Annotated in this window: 12 protein-coding genes; all 12 read left to right on the plus strand. The window is 40.7% G+C overall.

Annotation, left to right across the window (positions count from 1 at the left end; genetic code table 11):
- Window positions 1-51 precede the first annotated feature (51 nt).
- Window positions 52-492, plus strand: coding sequence for a transposase (locus GD597_RS11955; protein ID WP_171608087.1), 441 nt, complete (start codon window positions 52-54; stop codon window positions 490-492).
- Between the two features lie 2 nt (window positions 493-494).
- Window positions 495-1,406, plus strand: a complete 912-nt coding sequence (locus tag GD597_RS11960; RefSeq protein WP_317170308.1) for an IS3 family transposase — start codon at window positions 495-497, stop codon at window positions 1,404-1,406.
- A gap of 241 nt (window positions 1,407-1,647) precedes the next feature.
- Window positions 1,648-3,888 (plus strand): TonB-dependent receptor family protein, encoded by a 2,241-nt coding sequence (locus GD597_RS11965; protein WP_171608089.1) that lies wholly within the window; start codon window positions 1,648-1,650, stop codon window positions 3,886-3,888.
- Between the two features lie 422 nt (window positions 3,889-4,310).
- Entirely contained in the window at window positions 4,311-4,898 is a 588-nt protein-coding gene (locus tag GD597_RS11970) for an RNA polymerase sigma factor (RefSeq protein WP_171608090.1), read from the plus strand.
- Window positions 4,899-4,954: 56 nt separating this feature from the next.
- Window positions 4,955-6,073 carry a FecR family protein gene (locus GD597_RS11975; protein WP_171608091.1) on the plus strand — a complete coding sequence of 373 codons (1,119 nt, stop codon included), beginning with the start codon at window positions 4,955-4,957 and terminating at the stop codon, window positions 6,071-6,073.
- Window positions 6,074-6,447: 374 nt separating this feature from the next.
- On the plus strand, window positions 6,448-9,771 hold the full coding sequence (locus GD597_RS11980; protein WP_171608092.1) for a TonB-dependent receptor: 3,324 nt from the start codon (window positions 6,448-6,450) through the stop codon (window positions 9,769-9,771).
- Window positions 9,772-9,789: 18 nt separating this feature from the next.
- The gene (locus GD597_RS11985; RefSeq protein ID WP_171608093.1) at window positions 9,790-11,286 is read left to right on the plus strand and encodes a RagB/SusD family nutrient uptake outer membrane protein; all 1,497 of its coding nucleotides are present in this window, start codon (window positions 9,790-9,792) and stop codon (window positions 11,284-11,286) included.
- 25 nt (window positions 11,287-11,311) lie between these two features.
- A complete protein-coding gene (locus tag GD597_RS11990; protein ID WP_171608094.1) occupies window positions 11,312-12,160 on the plus strand; it encodes a LamG domain-containing protein in 849 nt (282 codons plus the stop codon).
- 299 nt (window positions 12,161-12,459) lie between these two features.
- Complete coding sequence (locus GD597_RS11995) at window positions 12,460-14,133, plus strand: glucoamylase family protein (RefSeq protein ID WP_171608095.1); 1,674 nt, start codon at window positions 12,460-12,462, stop codon at window positions 14,131-14,133.
- Between the two features lie 23 nt (window positions 14,134-14,156).
- A complete protein-coding gene (locus tag GD597_RS12000) occupies window positions 14,157-15,518 on the plus strand; it encodes a glucoamylase family protein (protein ID WP_235954275.1) in 1,362 nt (453 codons plus the stop codon).
- A 111-nt stretch (window positions 15,519-15,629) separates the two neighbouring features.
- Window positions 15,630-16,793, plus strand: coding sequence for a Gfo/Idh/MocA family protein (locus GD597_RS12005; protein WP_171608096.1), 1,164 nt, complete (start codon window positions 15,630-15,632; stop codon window positions 16,791-16,793).
- Between the two features lie 13 nt (window positions 16,794-16,806).
- Window positions 16,807-17,478, plus strand: coding sequence for an SGNH/GDSL hydrolase family protein (locus GD597_RS12010; RefSeq protein WP_171608097.1), 672 nt, complete (start codon window positions 16,807-16,809; stop codon window positions 17,476-17,478).
- Window positions 17,479-17,668: the final 190 nt, after the last annotated feature.

A 17,668-nucleotide genomic window follows, 5' to 3' on the forward strand; every position in this document is an offset into this window, starting at 1 on the left:
ATTGCCTCGTCCTAAAAAAAGTTGACAGTTTTTAACCAAAAACTTAAGTCAATGGACAAATTAATCAAAGCAGTATTTGTAAAAGGCAAGGTTAAAGGGGTTCGTAAAAAGACGCAGCCTTATGATTTAAAACTTAAATCAAGAATTATTGAAAGGTATCTTCAGGGAGATGTAAGTTTTGAGATGCTGTCAAAACAATACAAAATACATCCCGGGGTGATGAGCCGCTGGGTAAGGATAATTAAAAAGGGGAGGACAGTTGTTCAGTCAAAGAAGATCAGTAAGTTTACGGGTATGTCAAAAGAACAAACAACAGCTCAGCTGCTCGAAGAGATCCGTTGTTTAAAGCGGGATCTGGAAGATGAACGTTTGCGTGCCGGACTGTACAAGAAAATGATAGAGATCGCAGAGCGTGATTTAGGGATACCAATAGAAAAAAAGTATGGAGCCAGGCGATCCATGAATACGGGCAAGACCAAAAAAAACCAGTAGTGGTGGAAAGAACTTGCCGGTTGCTTGGCTACAGCAGACAGGCTTTTTATCAAAAAAGCCACGTAACGCAACAGTTGTTTATAGAAGCGGAACTGATATTGCAGCAAGTGCACAAGATACGCAGCAGGCATCCCAGGGTGGGCACAAGGAAGCTGCATAAAATGCTGGAGCCATTTGTGAAAGAACATCAGATCAAGCTGGGCAGGGATGCTTTGTTTGATCTGTTAAGGGAGTTTGGAATACTGGTAAAACCCTTGCGGCGCAACCATTACAGCACCAATTCTTTTCACAGGTTTTACAAGTATCCCAACCTAATTAAAGAATTGCAGCCATCTGCGCCCAACCAACTCTGGGTAAGCGACATGACCTACATAGAAGTAAATGGGAGGTTCATGTATCTGTCTGTAATAACAGATGCTTTTTCGCATACAATAGTAGGCTGGTACCTTTCAGAGGATTATTCGGCACAGGGCACTGTTGCTGCTTTAAAAATGGCACTGGCAGCTAATAAAAATATCGAAGGCCTTATTCACCATTCAGACCGGGGTGCTCAGTATTGTTCAGCAGACTATGTCAAAATATTAAAGAATAAAAACATAAAAATAAGCATGACAGAAAATGGAGACCCTTACGAAAATGCACTGGCAGAAAGAATCAATGGAATACTTAAAGGAGAGTACCTGCTAAAGCAATACCAGGATAATCAGACAGCAAAAAAGGCAGTGGCAAAATCAGTTGTGTACTACAACACGGAAAGGCTGCACATGAGCATCGGTTTACTAACACCGCAATATGTTCACCAGACAGCAATAAAAACCAGGAACCTGTGGAAGAAAAATAAACAACAAAAGGAGATAAAAATAAATTCAAAAGGAAACAACAACCTCATAAATGAGACTATTATTTCCCCTTGATTTTTTCCCTATACCAAATGTAGTAATTTACATATTATAAATTTTTACTGTAAACCTATTTCAGGACAAGACATATCTAACCGCACAAGTGTGCGACGCAAGTAAAGCCGCTATCTAACCCATTGCCGGGTCAATAGTGGGTATTTATTGATCTATTTCCTCTTTGCGTAAGTGCATTTCCTGATTGTATAAACAACACAGTTTTTATGCCGGCAATTTTGCAGTAAATAAAAAACAGGCAATGAGAAATTGGATAACAGGTGCGTTTATTTTTTTTGCAACTGCAACCTTAGCACAAGACACTAATCTGGCACAACAGGATACACTAAGCCCTAAAGAATTTTTACCAGATGTAACCGTAGTAGGTAAAGATACCCGGCACGATATGGTGCAAATGCCAGAAATAGTGGGTACCCATATTTTCGCAGGTAAAAAAAATGCGCTGGTGGTAGTTAATAATGTAAATGGTAACGTGGTAAATAATACCATGCGGCAAATATTGGCTAAAGTGCCCGGCATACATATTTGGGAAAGCGATGGCAGTGGTGTGCAAATTGGCATTGCCACCCGCGGACTAAGCCCTAACCGTAGCTGGGATTTTAATATCAGGCAGAATGGCTATGATATTTCAGCAGATCCGTTTGGTTACCCAGAAGCCTATTATAACCCGCCTATGCAGGCAGTACAAAGAATACAAATTATTAAGGGAGCAGGTGCATTACAGTTTGGTCCGCAATTGGGCGGCATGGTAAACTATGTTTTACAGGATGGCAGCGATATTAAAAAACCATTGATGGCCGAAACACAGAATACTGTGGGAAGTTTTGGTATGTTAAATACTTATAACGCCATTGGCGGCACGGGCAAAAAATCGCATTTCTATGCTTTTTTTGATCATAGAAATGGCGATGGATGGCGCAATAACAGCCAGTATAAAACAAATACCGGATTTGGAACTTATACTTACCGTTTTAGCGATAAATGGAAAGCCGGTATTGAATTATTACATTACGAAATGCTGGGCCAGCAGCCGGGCGGATTAACCGATGCCTTGTTTAAGACAGATGCACAACAATCCTTTAGAAGCCGAAATTGGTTGAATATTAACTGGACCACCGCCGCTGCGAATATTGATTTTAGCCCTAATACCAATAGCCATTTTAACCTTAAAGTATATGGACTAAAAGGCGATAGAAACAGTATTGGCTATGTACAACCCATTACTGTAAAAGACTCTATCAATCCTGTTACGCATCAATATGCCAACCGTACTATTGATATTGATACTTACCGCAACATGGGGGCAGAATTGAGGCATTTGCTGCATTACAAAATGGGCAAACAAATAAACTCCTTAACAGCTTCTGCCAGGTATTATAAGGGTAATACTACCCGCTACAGGGCAGGTTTGGGCGATACTGGTAGCGATTTTAACAAAGAAAACCTCAATAGCACCTTTCCAACCCATCTTAATTTTGATGCAGAAAATATTGCTTTCGCGGTAGAAAATATTTTTAGGGTAAATAAAAACCTGATTATCATTCCCGGTGCCCGTTGGGAAAGCCTTTCCGGTACAGTTGTGGGGCGTTTAAATTATAACAGCGCCGGGGATGAAAATAAACTTTCGCCTACCCGCAAAACACGTAACTTTTTGCTTATGGGGCTTGCGGCAGAATACCATATTGGTAATACAGAATTATATGCCAATACAACACAATCTTACCGCCCCATTCAATTTGCTGATTTGGCAGTTAACCCCACCACCGAAATTGTTGACCCCAATTTAAAAGACGGCAAAGGACTAAGCGCCGATCTTGGCTATCGTGGCAAGCTGGGCAATTTTCTGTTTTTTGATGCAAATTTCTTTTACCTGAAATACGATAATCGTATAGGCACTATTACCCAGCAAAGGTTAGATAGTTCTACTTATAATTATCGCACCAATATTGGTAAAAGCAGCAGCCGCGGTATAGAGGCATTGGTGGAGTTAAATCCTTTTCAGGCCGGCTGGCTGGGCAAAAAATATGGCGAAATAAGTGTTTTTGTTTCTTATGCCTATACCAATGCCCGGTACGATGATGTAAAAGTAATAACCAAAGCCAGCAACAACACACTTGTTGAAACCAATTTAAAAAATAACCGGGTAGAAAATGCACCCCAACATTTATTGCGTAGCGGCTTAACCTATTTCTACAAAACTTTTTCGTTAACTACTCAGCTAAGTTATGTAAGCAGCACATTTAGCGATGCTAATAATACCCAAACCCCAAATGCGGCCGCTACAGTAGGTTTAATTCCGGCGTATACGGTAGCAGATATTTCCTGCGCCTATAAATTCAGGGAGAATTATACTATAAAAGCAGGCATTAATAATTTTACCAATAAAATGTATTTTACCCGCCGGGCAGGCGGTTATCCCGGCCCCGGTTTAATGCCATCTGATGCCAGAAATTATTTTGTAACGCTGGGTATTAAAATTTAAACAGGCCATGCTATTTTTAAAAGCAAAAAAATAGCTGTTGGTATTATGATGGCATCAATCATTTGCAACGCCCAAATATTTCAGTAATTTTTATAGGCCCGGCAACCAATTTTTATGGCAGCTTAACTTGCGTCGCACACTTGTACTGCAGCAAATAAGGCAGCATTTAACAGCCAGTTAAAACTATTATTCCATCATAGCAACAAAGCCCGGTTACACATAACCGGGCTTTTTACTAGGGTAGCACCAATTTTTATACACAGGTTATAACAAAATATCTGCCATTACACTTTAAGAGATTAGCTTTGTACAAGTTTGTTTATGAGATGCCCGTTTGTATTGCCCCAATACAAACCATATGCTTATAAGCAACTGCGAAAAACATTCAACTTAGGTAAAATTTAGCGTTGCTGCTTGTTACTATGCTCAACAACTTCTGGCATATACAGTTTGGCATTTCCAAGGGAGATGAACTGATGCTGGCGGAGCTATATAAACAATTCCATAAAAAATTACTGCATTTTTCAAAACTAATTACCCGTTCCCAGCAAATATCTGAGGAAGTGGTAGATGATGTTTTTGTAAAACTTTGGAGCCGTAGAGAAAAGGTTGTGGATATTGAGAATATCACGGTGTACCTGTATAAAGCAGTAAAAAATCAATCGCTGAATGCACTTTCGCAAAAAGCAGCTGCATTAATCAGCCAGTCTTTTGATGAATTGGATATAGAACTGGAAGATGTTGCCAACACACCCGAAGACCTGATGATTACTGAGGAAATGAGACAAAAAATGCAAAAAGCCATTGAAGCATTACCCCCAAGGTGTAAAATGGTTTTTAAGCTAATAAGAGAAGATGGCTTAAAATACAAGGAAGTGGCTGAAATTTTAAATATCAGCGTTAATACCATCGATGTGCAAATGGCCATTGCCATTAAAAAAATATGTACGGCCCTCAATATTCAAAAACCTCAAAAAACATTTACCTGGCCCCTGATTGGTAAAAAATAATTTTTTAAAATCCTTAGTAGAACATTTTATATTGGCTGTCTTAAACTGTTACACGCATGCAGGAAAATTCAGCAAATAATAAAATCTGGTTTCTAATGTCCCGTTCACTTAGTGGAGAAGCTACCATTGAGGAGGAAGAAACATTACAGCAAATGCTATTGCAGGATGCGGTAATGCAGCAACAGTACGATTTGCTAAAACGCATGTGGCATAAAGAAGAACAGCCGGTAACAGCTTTATCGGATAAAGAATCAACCGAAGATATTTCGCATATACTTAAAAAGGCCAAAGCCCAAACAGCAGCTCCGGTAGTTTATATGCCATCTAAATACCGCAATGCATGGCGGGTAGCGGCTGTTGCTGCCGTTATTATTTTGTGTGTAGGGGGCTGGTATATCAATAGCCGGCAAACGGCTGCAGTTATTGATACAGAGCAATTAGAAGCTCAAAATGGCAGCAGAACAAGAACTATTTTGCCCGATGGATCGAATGTGTGGTTAAATGCAGGTTCTCATATTAGTTTTCATAAAAATTTTACGGGTGCCACCCGCGAGGTAACCCTGGAAGGCGAAGCCTATTTTGATGTGGTAAAACAACCCAACCGGCCATTTATAGTGCACGTTTCCGGGTATGATATTAAAGTGCTGGGCACCGCATTTAATGTAAAATCCTATCATACAGATACTACCATAGAAACTACTTTATTAAGGGGGTTGGTACAGGTTACCAGCCGCAGTATACCGGGGCAAACGCCCATTTTTTTACACCCCAATGAAAAACTAATTGTACATAAAGCACCGGATGCCGGCAATGCCGCAACGTTGAAGCCGGATGGCGCCAAAGCCAGTGCAGCAAATAGTTTGGGCCTTTACACCATTCAACAACTGGATACGGCGCAAACAGCAGAAGAAAAAATAGAAACGGCCTGGGTATACAACCGCCTTGAATTTAAAGGCGATAGTTTTTACGAGCTGTCAAAAAAATTAGAGCGTTGGTATAATGTAACTATTGTATTTGATGATGAGGCTGTACAAAAGCTAAATTTTTATGGCTCTTTCGAAACAGAAACCATTCAACAGGCTTTTGAGGCATTAAAGGCTGCCAGCAATTTTAATTATAGCATTACCGATCATGAAATTCATGTGGGCAATGCCGGTAAAATAAAGCGACAATAGAATTTTTTTGGGCCTGGCAATTGGCTCAAATAGCAGCAATACTTGCGTCGCACACTTGTACATTGGGTATTGCTATTGGGCTTTAACAGCCAAACGAGAACATACTGTATTTTTTTAGCTGCATAGTATTGTTGTCGCACAAGAGTGCGACGCAAGTGCAGCCCTAATGAAGTACAAAAGACGGGCTACAAAAATGGCTTAAACTACAAACGATGAATATGAAATATATGCTTGACTACCAGAATTACCTGCACCCCAAATAAATAAAAAAAGAAGCGGAGAATGTTGGCGCATTCCCCGCAGAAAAACAGGTTTAACGTGTGTGTAAAACCAGCCTTGGCGGGCTGGATTGTTTAACCCATAATATCTAAAGTATGAAATCTTTTCTAACGGGTGAGAAAATACCGTTTCTCACCAAACTATTGCTGATTATGAAACTCACGGTTGTATTAGTAATGGTCTTTTCTCTGCACGCAGCTGCAGATGGTTTTGGCCAGCAAAAAATTAGTTTGAAATTTAAAAAAACTGAGATTGCAAACATCCTGGCTTCTATTGAAAAGCAAACCAGCTACCGTTTTTTGTATAATAACGACCTGGCAGCCATGAAGCAAAAAGTAGACTTAAGTGTACAGGATGCAGAACTAAAAGAAGTGCTGGATGCCATTTTTGTAAAAACTGAATTATCGTACGAGTTAAAGCAGAATAACCTGGTGGTTATTAAAACTGCTGAAGACGAAGTGGCCTATAAAGTACCCGATGTAATTACAGGTAAAATTACAGGTGAAAATAATGCCCCTTTGCCGGGAGTATCGGTACAGGTAAAGGGTTCTAACCGCGGCACTTTTACCAATAGTGAAGGTGTATTTACCATTACCGCCGGCAATGATGATGTATTGGTTGTATCGTATATTGGTTACGAACAGCAAGAGGTAGCTGTAGCCGGTAAAACCACCATAAATGTTGCATTGGTATTATCTACAAAACAATTAGACCAGGTAATAGTAGTGGGTTATGGCTCGCAAAGAAAAATAGATGTAACCGGCTCTGTAGCACAGGTAAAGGGCGAGGAAATTTCCAAGCAATCCTCTATCAATCCAATTAGTGCCTTACAGGGTAAAGTAGCAGGTGTTCAAATTACCAATTCAGGTGCGCCTGGTGCCTCACCTGAGATCAGGATCAGGGGTTTGGGTACAGTATATGGCAATCCAAATCCACTGTATGTAGTAGATGGTGTTTGGTTTGATGATATTAGTTTTCTTAACCCGGCCGATATTGAAAATATCAGCATTTTAAAAGATGCTTCCAGCGAAGCTATTTATGGTATTCGTGCTGCCAATGGTGTTGTATTAATTACCACAAAAAAGGGAAGATCGGGCCAGGCCGTTATTAATTATAATGGGTTTGTAGGTATGCAACATGTTACCAACCCGGTAGAAATGGCCAATGCAAATGAATTTGCTACCCTTATAAATGAATTGGCTACAGCCAATGGTGCTAACCCCATACTTAATCCATCTGATTATGGCAAGGGTACCGATTGGTACCATCAGGTATTAAGAAATGCATTAATAACCAATCACCAGCTGTCTTTAAGTGGTGGTACAGAAAAATCAACTTATAATTTTTCAATAGGTTATTTAAAGCAGGATGGTATTGTAGAGACCAATGATTTTACAAGGGTTACAGCCCGTTTGCAAAACGATTTTCAGGTGTTTAAATCTTTGAAAATTGGATATACAGTAACCAGTTCGGCCAGTAATTCTAATGACATTAACGGGGGCATTTTTCATCAGCTGTTTGCTGCATCTCCTGTTGTGCCGGTATATTATGCTGATGGTTCTTATGGAGACCCCAGTGATTATAATTTGGGCGATGGCGCTAACTTTAATCCACAGGTTACTATAGATGTATTTGACCAAAAATCTAAAAACTATCGCTTAACCGGTAATACGTATGCCGATTTAAAATTTGCACAACATTTTACTTTTCACACCAGTATTGGTGGCGAATTTGGTCAAAGTGAAGTAAGGGGATATGTACCTGTATATACAGCTACCTTAAAGCAAAGAAATACTACCAGCCAATTGGCCATGTCACGTGCCGAAACACGTAACTGGATTTTAGAAAATACACTAACCTACGATAACAAATTTGGAGATCATAGTATCAAAATATTGGCAGGCCAGTCTGCACAACGTTATCAGGCTTATTCCTTCTCTGCATCAGCACCCAACGTGCCCAATACCAGTGATGGAGATTTGTATTTGCGTTTAGGTAATACTGCCGGCAGAAATGTAAGTGATGCAGGTGATTTATCTACCATTGCCTCCTATTTTGCACGGGCCAATTATGCCTATCAAAATAAATATTTATTATCTGCTTCCATACGCGGAGATGGTTCTTCTAAATTCTTTGGCGACCAGCGTTGGGGTTATTTCCCTTCAATAGGTGCAGGTTGGGTTATTTCGAATGAGAATTTCATGAAAAACCAAAAACTCTTCAATTCACTAAAATTACGTGGCAGTTGGGGTAAAATTGGTAATGCTTCAGTGCCTTCAAATATTTCTGTGTTAAGGGTAGCTCAAGACCCTTACTTAACAGCGATTTTTGGTGGCAATATTTATACAGGGGCCAGTATTAATTCTGTAGTGCCACCTACTACCTATTGGGAAAGAGGTGTGGGAACGGATATAGGTGTAGAAGCAACCTTGATGCATAACAGACTAACCATTGAAGCTGATTATTATGATAAAAAAACAGAGAAAGCCATTTTTGATGTACCTATTCCGGCTTCTGTTGGTACAGGTTCGGGAACTATTATTGCCAACCAGGCAGATTTTCAAAATCGTGGATTTGAATTTTCTGCTACCTGGAAGGATAATATCAATGAAGGCCTGAGTTATTCTGTAAGTGCGAATATTGGCATCAATGATAATAAGGTATTAGCTGTAACAACAGGTAGTAATCCTATATATGCAGGTGGCGCTGCTGCCACAGGTGGTGCATTATCTACACGTACTGTGGTAGGGCAACCAATTGGTCAGTTCTTTGGCTATCAGGTAGTAGGCGTATTTCAAACCAATGAAGAAGCAGCTGCTTCTGCACAACCTAATGCCAAAGCTGGAGATTTTAAGTATTTGGACATAAGTGGTTCGGCAGGTAAACCAGATGGTAAAATTGATGGATTGGATCGTGTACCAACAGGTAATCCAAACCCTAAATACAGTTATGGTATTAATACCAACTGGGCATACAAACAATTTGATCTTACACTCGATTTCCAAGGGGTGGCAGGTGTGGATATTTATAATGCCAACCTGGGTATCCGTTATGGTAATGAGAATTTTACCAAAGATTTTTATGATAACCGCTGGCATGGTGCGGGTACATCCAATACATATCCTTCTGCCAATATTGGTGGGGGTACCAATTATTTACCCAATTCTTTCTTTGTAGAAAGTGGTAGTTATTTCAGGGTAAGAAATATGCAGTTGGGTTATACCTTATCGCCTGCAATTACCCAAAAGTGGAATATGAAAAAATTGCGTGTATATGTAAATGCACAAAATGCTTTCAACTTTTTCACCTATAAAGGTTTTTCACCAGAAATTGGCGGATCGCCTACCAATGCAGGTATCGATACCAATGTGTATCCCCTGTATGCTACCTACAATTTTGGTGTGAATGTTACTTTCTAACAAAAAAATATTATTCCAATGAAACTTAATAATAAAACATATAGTATACAAAAAGTGCTTGGCGCAACGGTGCTGGCAGCCATTTTTATACTGTTCATTATTGCGGGATGCAATAAAAAATTTTTAGATGTACCACCACAGGGTCAGCAACCAGGTCAGCAATTCTGGCAATCTGAAGCGGATGCTACCAAGGCAGTGAATGCCATGTATGCAAACCTGCACGAATGGAAGCAGGTAGCATTTGCACCCATTGCTATTGAAAGTGTGGCATCTGATGATGCTGAAAAAGGCAGCAGCCCCAGTGATGCTACTTTTATGAACAACTTTGATAATTTCTCTGCCAGTTCTACTGAAGGCCAGATTCTGGATTTCTGGACTGGTCAATACCAGGAAATTAATTTCTGCAATCAGGTGCTTGATAATATTCCAGCCATAACCATGGATGAAACGCTAAAAGCCCGTTATCTGGCCGAAGCAAAATTTGTTCGTGCCTATGCTTATTTCAGGTTGGTTAGGGCATTTGGTGATGTGCCTTTGCGTTTGCATTTACCAGCAGATGCCAGCAGCTATAATATTCCCAGAACACCCAAAGCAGAAGTATATGCTGCTATTGAACAAGACCTTACCGATGCAGCAGCTGTTTTGCCCGCCACCTATGGCGCAGCAGATTTGGGCCGTGCTACAAAAGGTGCAGCGATGGCCTTACATGCAAAAGTGGCCATGTACCAACAAAAGTGGCAGGATGTATTTGATTTAACCAACCAGGTAATGAGCTCAGGAGTTTATGCATTATTCCCTAGTTACGAGCAATTATTCCGGGTGGCCAATGAAAATTGTTCTGAATCGGTGTTTGAGATACAGTGCAAATATATTCCCGGTAATTGCGATGCATCTAATTCGCAGTATTCTCAGGTACAGGGTACCAGAGGCTCTCAGGGTGGTGGCTGGGGTTTTAATGTGCCTACACAAAACCTGGCAGATGCTTATGAAGCCGGCGACCCACGCAGAGATGCTACCATTATTTTCAGGGGTGAAAGTACACCCGAAGGTGATGCAATACCCGCTGTTGGTGATAACCCAATGTATAACCAAAAATCCTACGTGCCATTTAGTACTTATGTAGAGTGCAATGAAGGATCTGAGCAAAATGTACGTGTTATACGCTATGCCGAAGTATTGTTGATGAATGCCGAAGCAGCAAACGAATTGGGCAACAATGCACAGGCATTAAGCTCTTTAAATGCCGTACGAGCCCGGGCAAGAGGTGGCAATAATGCTATTTTACCCAATGTAACTACTACTGATCAGTCTGCCCTGCGTACCGCTATCTGGCACGAAAGAAGGGTAGAAATGGGAATGGAGTTTGATCGCTTTTTCGATTTGGTTCGTCAGGGACAGGCCGCTACAGTACTTGCTTCAAAAGGATTTGTGGCGGGTAAAAACGAAGTATGGCCAATTCCTCAAAACGAGATAGACATTAGCGCCGGAACCTTGGTACAAAACCCGGGTTATTAATTTAAACAGATTAAACGCATTTAATATGAAAAATATAATCAATAAAATGATGCCAGTTCTTACTGTGGTGCTTATCATCAGTATTTGCTGTACATCATGTTACAAAAAATTCGATCCTGCAACTTATGCACCTGCATTATCAATTGGGGGATATACCAGCTCGGCAGAAATTGCACCATCCAGCCTGGTGGGATATTGGGCTTTTGATGATAATTTTTTGGATAGCGTTACCAATACTGCCGGTACCAATGCAGGTACTACTTTTCAAAACGGCGTAAAGGGTAAAGCGTTGCTTACCGGCGACAAAGGCTATGTGCTTTTTAACCCGGGTACAGCCATTACCAGTATGAAGAGTTTTACCATTGCCTATTGGGTAAATGCACCAGTAAATGGCAGTGGTATTGCAGGCACTGTAAACCTTGCCAATAACAGTAATTTCTGGGGCAATATCGATATGTTTTTTGAAAATGGAAGTACTGCTGATGCGGCTAAATTCAGGGTGCACATTGTGAATAATGGTAGCTCACCAGAGCATTGGCTGGCCAAAGATGGTATACCTGGTATTTTTGGCAACTGGGTACATTTTGCCGTTAGCTTTGATGGAGATACGCATACATTTAAATTTTACATAAATGGTTCGGTAGTGGCAACTGAAGTTGATAATGGCTTTGGTACATTGAATTTTACCAATAGTGGTCAGCTTGTTTTTGGTACGGTGCAGTTTATGACGGAGCCAAGCCTTACCAGCAGCCATGGTGCAGAGCCCTGGGCCAGTTATTTAAAAGGTGGCCTTGACGAAGTGCGTATTTACAATACCGCGCTTATTGATGCTGATGTAAATGCATTGGTAAAACTGGAAGGCCGCGGCAAATAGTATTCAATATTTTATAAGCAGTTAGTGTAGGGTTGCCGGCAAATGAATAACCCGGCAGCCCTTTTTTTTGCTGTAATATTTGATCCCATAAAAGTGGAACCCCGAACCGAGCGTGGCAAGCGGCGATGCCACTAGTTATTACAGCCTGCGCACAAAAATGGTTTTTTAAAAATGCATTTATTAACCCGGCTTATGCATATGAGTGATGCTTTACTTGCGTCGCACTCTTGTGCAACGGTAATGCTATTGGGCAGTTTAAAACGGGAACTATTTTTTGCCTTAGCCTATAATTTTTAGCTATGACACATATAAAAAAATGTACGCTGCCTATAATTTTGTTTGCCTTTTTTGCCTGTAGCAAAGGCGGCGATAGCAATCCACCACCTCCAGATATTCCACCTTCTTTTGCATTAAATACGTTAAAGGTAAATGGCGTGTATAATGGCTTTACGTACTATAATAGCAACACAAAACCGGTAATAAAATTTTCTTTTTCAACTAAAATAGATCATGCCAGTGTAAGTAACAGTGTGTTGTTTAAAGATAACGCTGGTGCTACTGTAGCTTACAATACTACCTACGAGAATAGCGACAGCACTATTGTAATTATACCAGCTGATTCGTTGGATTTTATTACACAATATGTGGTTACGGTATCTACTGCCCTTAAATCACAGGTAAAGGGTGCATTGCGCACAGCAGTGAGTATACAACTTACTACGCAACTGGATTCAACCAATAAATTTCCAGTCATATCAGACAGCGCATTGCTGGATTTGGTGCAACTACAAACATTTGCTTATTTCTGGAATTTTGGTCACCCGGTTTCTGGTATGGCCCGCGAAAGAAATTCCTCAGGCGATATTGTTACCACCGGTGGTACCGGATTTGGTATTATGGCCATGATAGCCGCCACCAACAGAAATTTTATAAACCGTACAGATGCAGTAACACGCATACAAAAAATTGTAAGTTTTTTACAACACAATTGCACCAGCTATCATGGCGCTTTTGCCCACTGGATAAATGGCAGCACTGGTGCCACTATTCCCTTTAGCGAAAAAGATGACGGAGCAGATTTGGTAGAAACATCCTATTTAATGCAGGGCCTTTTATGTGCACGTCAATACTTTAATAGTGCCGATGCAACAGAACAGCAATTGCGCAATGATATAAATGCCTTATGGAATGGCGTAGAATGGAATTGGTTTCGTAAAAATAATGAACAGGTATTATACTGGCATTGGAGCCCCAAATACAATTGGGATATGAATATGGCTGTTTCCGGCTGGAATGAAGCCTTGATTGTATATGCATTGGCTGCTTCTTCTCCCACATCGGCCATACCCAAAACGGTATATGATAATGGCTGGGCTAAAAATGGCGCCATGAAAAATGGCAACGCCTATTTTGGCGTTACATTGCCTGTAGGCCCTGCTTTTGGCGGCCCTTTGTTCTTTGCGCAATATTCTTTTCTGGGTATAAATCCACATGGGTTAAAAGATACTTATGCCGATTACTGGGTACAGGATTCATCGCATGCACGTATTAACTATTTGTATTGCGTTAATAACCCCAAAAGCTTTAATGGGTATAGTACTTCCAGCTGGGGTTTAACCGCCAGTGATGATAATATTACCGGATATAGTGCCCATGCACCAGATAATGATAACGGGGTAATTTCACCTACTGCTGCCATTGCTTCATTGCCATATACGCCTGTTGAATCAATGAATGCCATTCGGTTTTTTTACTATACAATGGGTGATAAATTATGGGGTGAATTTGGGTTTAAAGATGCCTATAATTTAACCAATATCTGGTTTGCCAATTCATATCTTGCCATAGATCAGGGCCCCGAAATTGTAATGATAGAAAATTACCGCACCGGTTTATTATGGCAACTTTTTATGAGCTGCCCCGAAATAAAATCCGGAATGCTTACATTGGGTTTTCAAAGTCCTTATTTTTAATCTTGCCTTAGAAAAAATATATTATGAAACGGTTCATGCTCCCTGTTTATTTTTTAGTACTCGCTTGTTTAGTTGTTTTGCCGGATTACGCACAAAAGAGTAAAGTTGTTGTTGCGCCAATTGCGTTTAATGCAGCCAACCGCCCCAAAAATTTATCAGATACTGCTTTGTTGGAACTGGTACAAAAACAAACCTTTCGTTATTTCTGGGATTTTGGTCACCCGGTTTCGGGTATGGCCAGGGAGCGAAGTAATGAAGCTTATAATTATGGCAACGAAGTAGTAACTACCGGTGGTACCGGCTTTGGTGTTATGGCCATGATTGTAGCTGCCGAACGCAAATGGCAGCCAAGGGATTCTGTGTCAGCCCGTTTATTAAAGATGGTAAATTTTTTACTAAAGGCGGATGCATATCATGGCGTTTTTCCGCATTGGCTAAATGGTGCAACAGGAAAAACCATTCCCTTTAGCCGCAGGGATGATGGTGCCGATTTGGTAGAAACAGCCTACCTGATGCAGGGTTTATTATGTGTAAGGCAATATTTTACGGCCGATACCCGCACCGAAAATGAATTGCGCCAGAAAATTACCTGGATGTGGGAAGAAACCAACTGGAACTGGCACACACGTGATAATATGGATTTGTTATACTGGCATTGGAGCCCCAATTATAGCTGGGATATGAATTTTGAGCTGCGCGGCTGGAACGAAACCTTAATTACTTATATTCTGGCCGCCTCTGCCCCAAGATACCCGGTAAGCGCCCAGGTTTACCGCAAGTGCTGGGCGGAAAGCAGCCATTTTAAAAATGGTAAAGAATTTTATGGAGTAACCCTGCCTTTGGGTTTTGATTATGGGGGGCCATTGTTTTTTTCCCATTATTCATTTTTGGGTTTAGACCCACATAATCTGCAGGATGATTATGCCAATTACTGGCAACAGAATTATAATCATACCCTTATCAATTATAATTATTGCGTGTTAAATCCTAAGCAGTTTAAGGGTTATGGGGATAATTGCTGGGGTTTAACTGCTGGCGATACATACGATGGTTATAATGCCTATTCGCCCGATAATGATGGCGGTACCATTGCACCAACGGCAGCTCTTTCTGCCTTTCCTTATACACCTGAATATTCCATGAAAGCACTAAAACATTTTTACTACGATCTGGGCGATAGAATATGGAGTGAATATGGGTTTACAGATGGTTTTAATGAATCAAAAAACTGGTATGCCACTTCTCATTTGGCCATAGACCAGGGTCCGGAGATTGTGATGATTGAAAATTACCGTACCGGACTGTTATGGAAACTGTTTATGAGTGTTCCTGAAATACAAAATGGCTTACATAAATTGGGTTTTACAAGTCCCTGGTTAAAATGATTTTTATCATAGTAAATATTGCCTGATACTTTACTACCTTAGAACCTAATTAAGACTTGCTTGTAACGTTTTTATACAACCTAATTTTTTAATAAGTTCACGATTGCAGCTATGAATACTTTTTCACGTAGCAGTTTTTTAAAACAAACAGCGATGGCCAGTGCGGCATTGCTGGTTAGCTCTCTGGAAAGCCTGGCAAAAAATACCCCTTCTAAAAAATTGCGGGTAGCTATTATTGGATGCGGAAGTGTAAGCAACCGCTACCTGCCACAATTAACTTCTTCTGCTTTAATTGAAGTAGTTGGCCTTTGCGATATTAAGTACGACAGGGCCTTAGCGCAAGCCAAAGCTTTTAATATTGCCAATACTTATCCGCATATTGATAAAATGCTGGAAGCACTTTCATTTGACATGATGGTTACCATTACCGATATGCAGGCACATGGTGAGCTAAACAAAAAAGCTTTGCTGGCCGGCAAACATGTATGGAGCGAAAAACCCATGGCCAATACCTACGCTGAAGGAAAGGCTTTGTTTGAACTTGCTAAAAACAAAGGATTAAGAATTTGGGGCGCACCCGCAGTGGTAAACAGTCCTCAGTTTGCTTTTATGAGCAAAGCTATACAGGAAGGCAAATTGGGCAGGGTAGCTGCTGCGCATGGTCAATATGGCCATACTGGCCCCACCTGGAGTGCTTTTTTTTATGAGCAGGGCGGTGGAAGTATGCCCGATCTTGGCGTATACAATATGGCTACTTTAACGGGCTTGTTGGGCCCTGCAAAAAGTGTTATGGCCATGACAAGCATTGTAAACCCCGAAAGAACAGTTGATGATAAAGGCAAAATAAAAGTGCAGGCCGAGGATAATGCACAAATCTTATTAGAACATGCCAATAATGTGATTAGCCATGTAATGTGTGGCTTTAATTATTTCGATCCCCATGGCCATGATGCAAAGGGGCAAACCTTACACTCCATTCAGATTTATGGCGATTATGGCAATATGCGCCTGATTGGCTACGATTGGGAGCCCAAGGGTGTATATCTCGATACCTCGTGGACAGAGCCTGCCAAACTATATTTACCCGATGCTGAAGGCTACGAATGGCAGGAAGGAGCTACTAAAGTGGGCGAATCATTAATTAAAGGTATTGAACCTCGTATTGCCACCGAGCATGCTTTGCATGTATTGGAAATTATTGAAGCTGCCAGATCATCTTCTGCAAATGGTAAAAGAGTTACATTGCAATCTACATTTAAATGGCCCATGGTATAGTTAATAGCATACAATGAAATATTACTTACAATCTGTTTTTTTTATTCTGCTCATCACCTGCTGTAATAATTTTTTGGCAGCACAAAATCAGCAGCCCCCATTTTATAACGAAATACAAGACTTTAAAAAAGCCGATAGCCTGCAAGCCCCACCCAAACATCCCATTTTATTTGTGGGTAGTTCTTCCTTTAGGTTTTGGAAAGCAGTACAGGCCGATTTTCCTGCGCATACCATTATAAACCGTGGCTTTGGTGGCTCTACCTTGCCCGATGTAATACGTTATGCCAACGATATTATTATCCCATATCACCCCAAACAAGTGGTTATTTATTGTGGCGAGAACGACCTTGCACAAAGCGATACCGTTACGGCTGCCATGGTATTGCAAAGGTTTACCACCCTCTTTAATATTATTCGCAGTAAGCTGGGTAAAGTGCCGGTAGTATTTGTGTCTATAAAACCCAGTCCCAGCCGTATTAAACTATTTGATAAAGAAGTAGAAGCCAATACATTAATACAAGCATTTTTAAAAACACAGCGCAAAACCGCCTACGCAGATGTGTTTTACCCCATGCTGGGTGCCGATGGTAAACCTATGCCGGATTTGTTTATAGAGGATAACCTGCATATGAATGCCAAAGGCTATGCGATATGGCAAAAAATTATTGAACCTTTTTTAAAGTAATTAGTTTGATGTATGGGCCTGACAGCATAGCTAAATGCAGCTTTACTTGCGTCGCACACTGCACCGTTCTGGCCTTGTGGCAGCAGTGGATAATGTATTTAAAGCCGCTAAATAACCCGAACGTACAAGAGTGCGACGCAACCGGGCTAAATAGCACTGCATAGCCGGGCCAATAACAATTAAAATAATA

Source organism: Limnovirga soli, from assembly GCF_013106755.1.
GTDB classification, from domain to species: Bacteria; Bacteroidota; Bacteroidia; order Chitinophagales; family Chitinophagaceae; genus Limnovirga; species Limnovirga soli.

Coding starts and splice junctions, on each gene's coding strand:
- GD597_RS11955 (WP_171608087.1), top strand. CDS start 52: ATGGACAAATTAATCAAAGCAGTATTTGTAAAAGGCAAGGTTAAAGGG.
- GD597_RS11965 (WP_171608089.1), top strand. CDS start 1,648: ATGAGAAATTGGATAACAGGTGCGTTTATTTTTTTTGCAACTGCAACC.
- GD597_RS11970 (WP_171608090.1), top strand. CDS start 4,311: ATGCTCAACAACTTCTGGCATATACAGTTTGGCATTTCCAAGGGAGAT.
- GD597_RS11975 (WP_171608091.1), top strand. CDS start 4,955: ATGCAGGAAAATTCAGCAAATAATAAAATCTGGTTTCTAATGTCCCGT.
- GD597_RS11980 (WP_171608092.1), top strand. CDS start 6,448: ATGAAATCTTTTCTAACGGGTGAGAAAATACCGTTTCTCACCAAACTA.
- GD597_RS11985 (WP_171608093.1), top strand. CDS start 9,790: ATGAAACTTAATAATAAAACATATAGTATACAAAAAGTGCTTGGCGCA.
- GD597_RS11990 (WP_171608094.1), top strand. CDS start 11,312: ATGAAAAATATAATCAATAAAATGATGCCAGTTCTTACTGTGGTGCTT.
- GD597_RS11995 (WP_171608095.1), top strand. CDS start 12,460: ATGACACATATAAAAAAATGTACGCTGCCTATAATTTTGTTTGCCTTT.
- GD597_RS12000 (WP_235954275.1), top strand. CDS start 14,157: ATGAAACGGTTCATGCTCCCTGTTTATTTTTTAGTACTCGCTTGTTTA.
- GD597_RS12005 (WP_171608096.1), top strand. CDS start 15,630: ATGAATACTTTTTCACGTAGCAGTTTTTTAAAACAAACAGCGATGGCC.
- GD597_RS12010 (WP_171608097.1), top strand. CDS start 16,807: ATGAAATATTACTTACAATCTGTTTTTTTTATTCTGCTCATCACCTGC.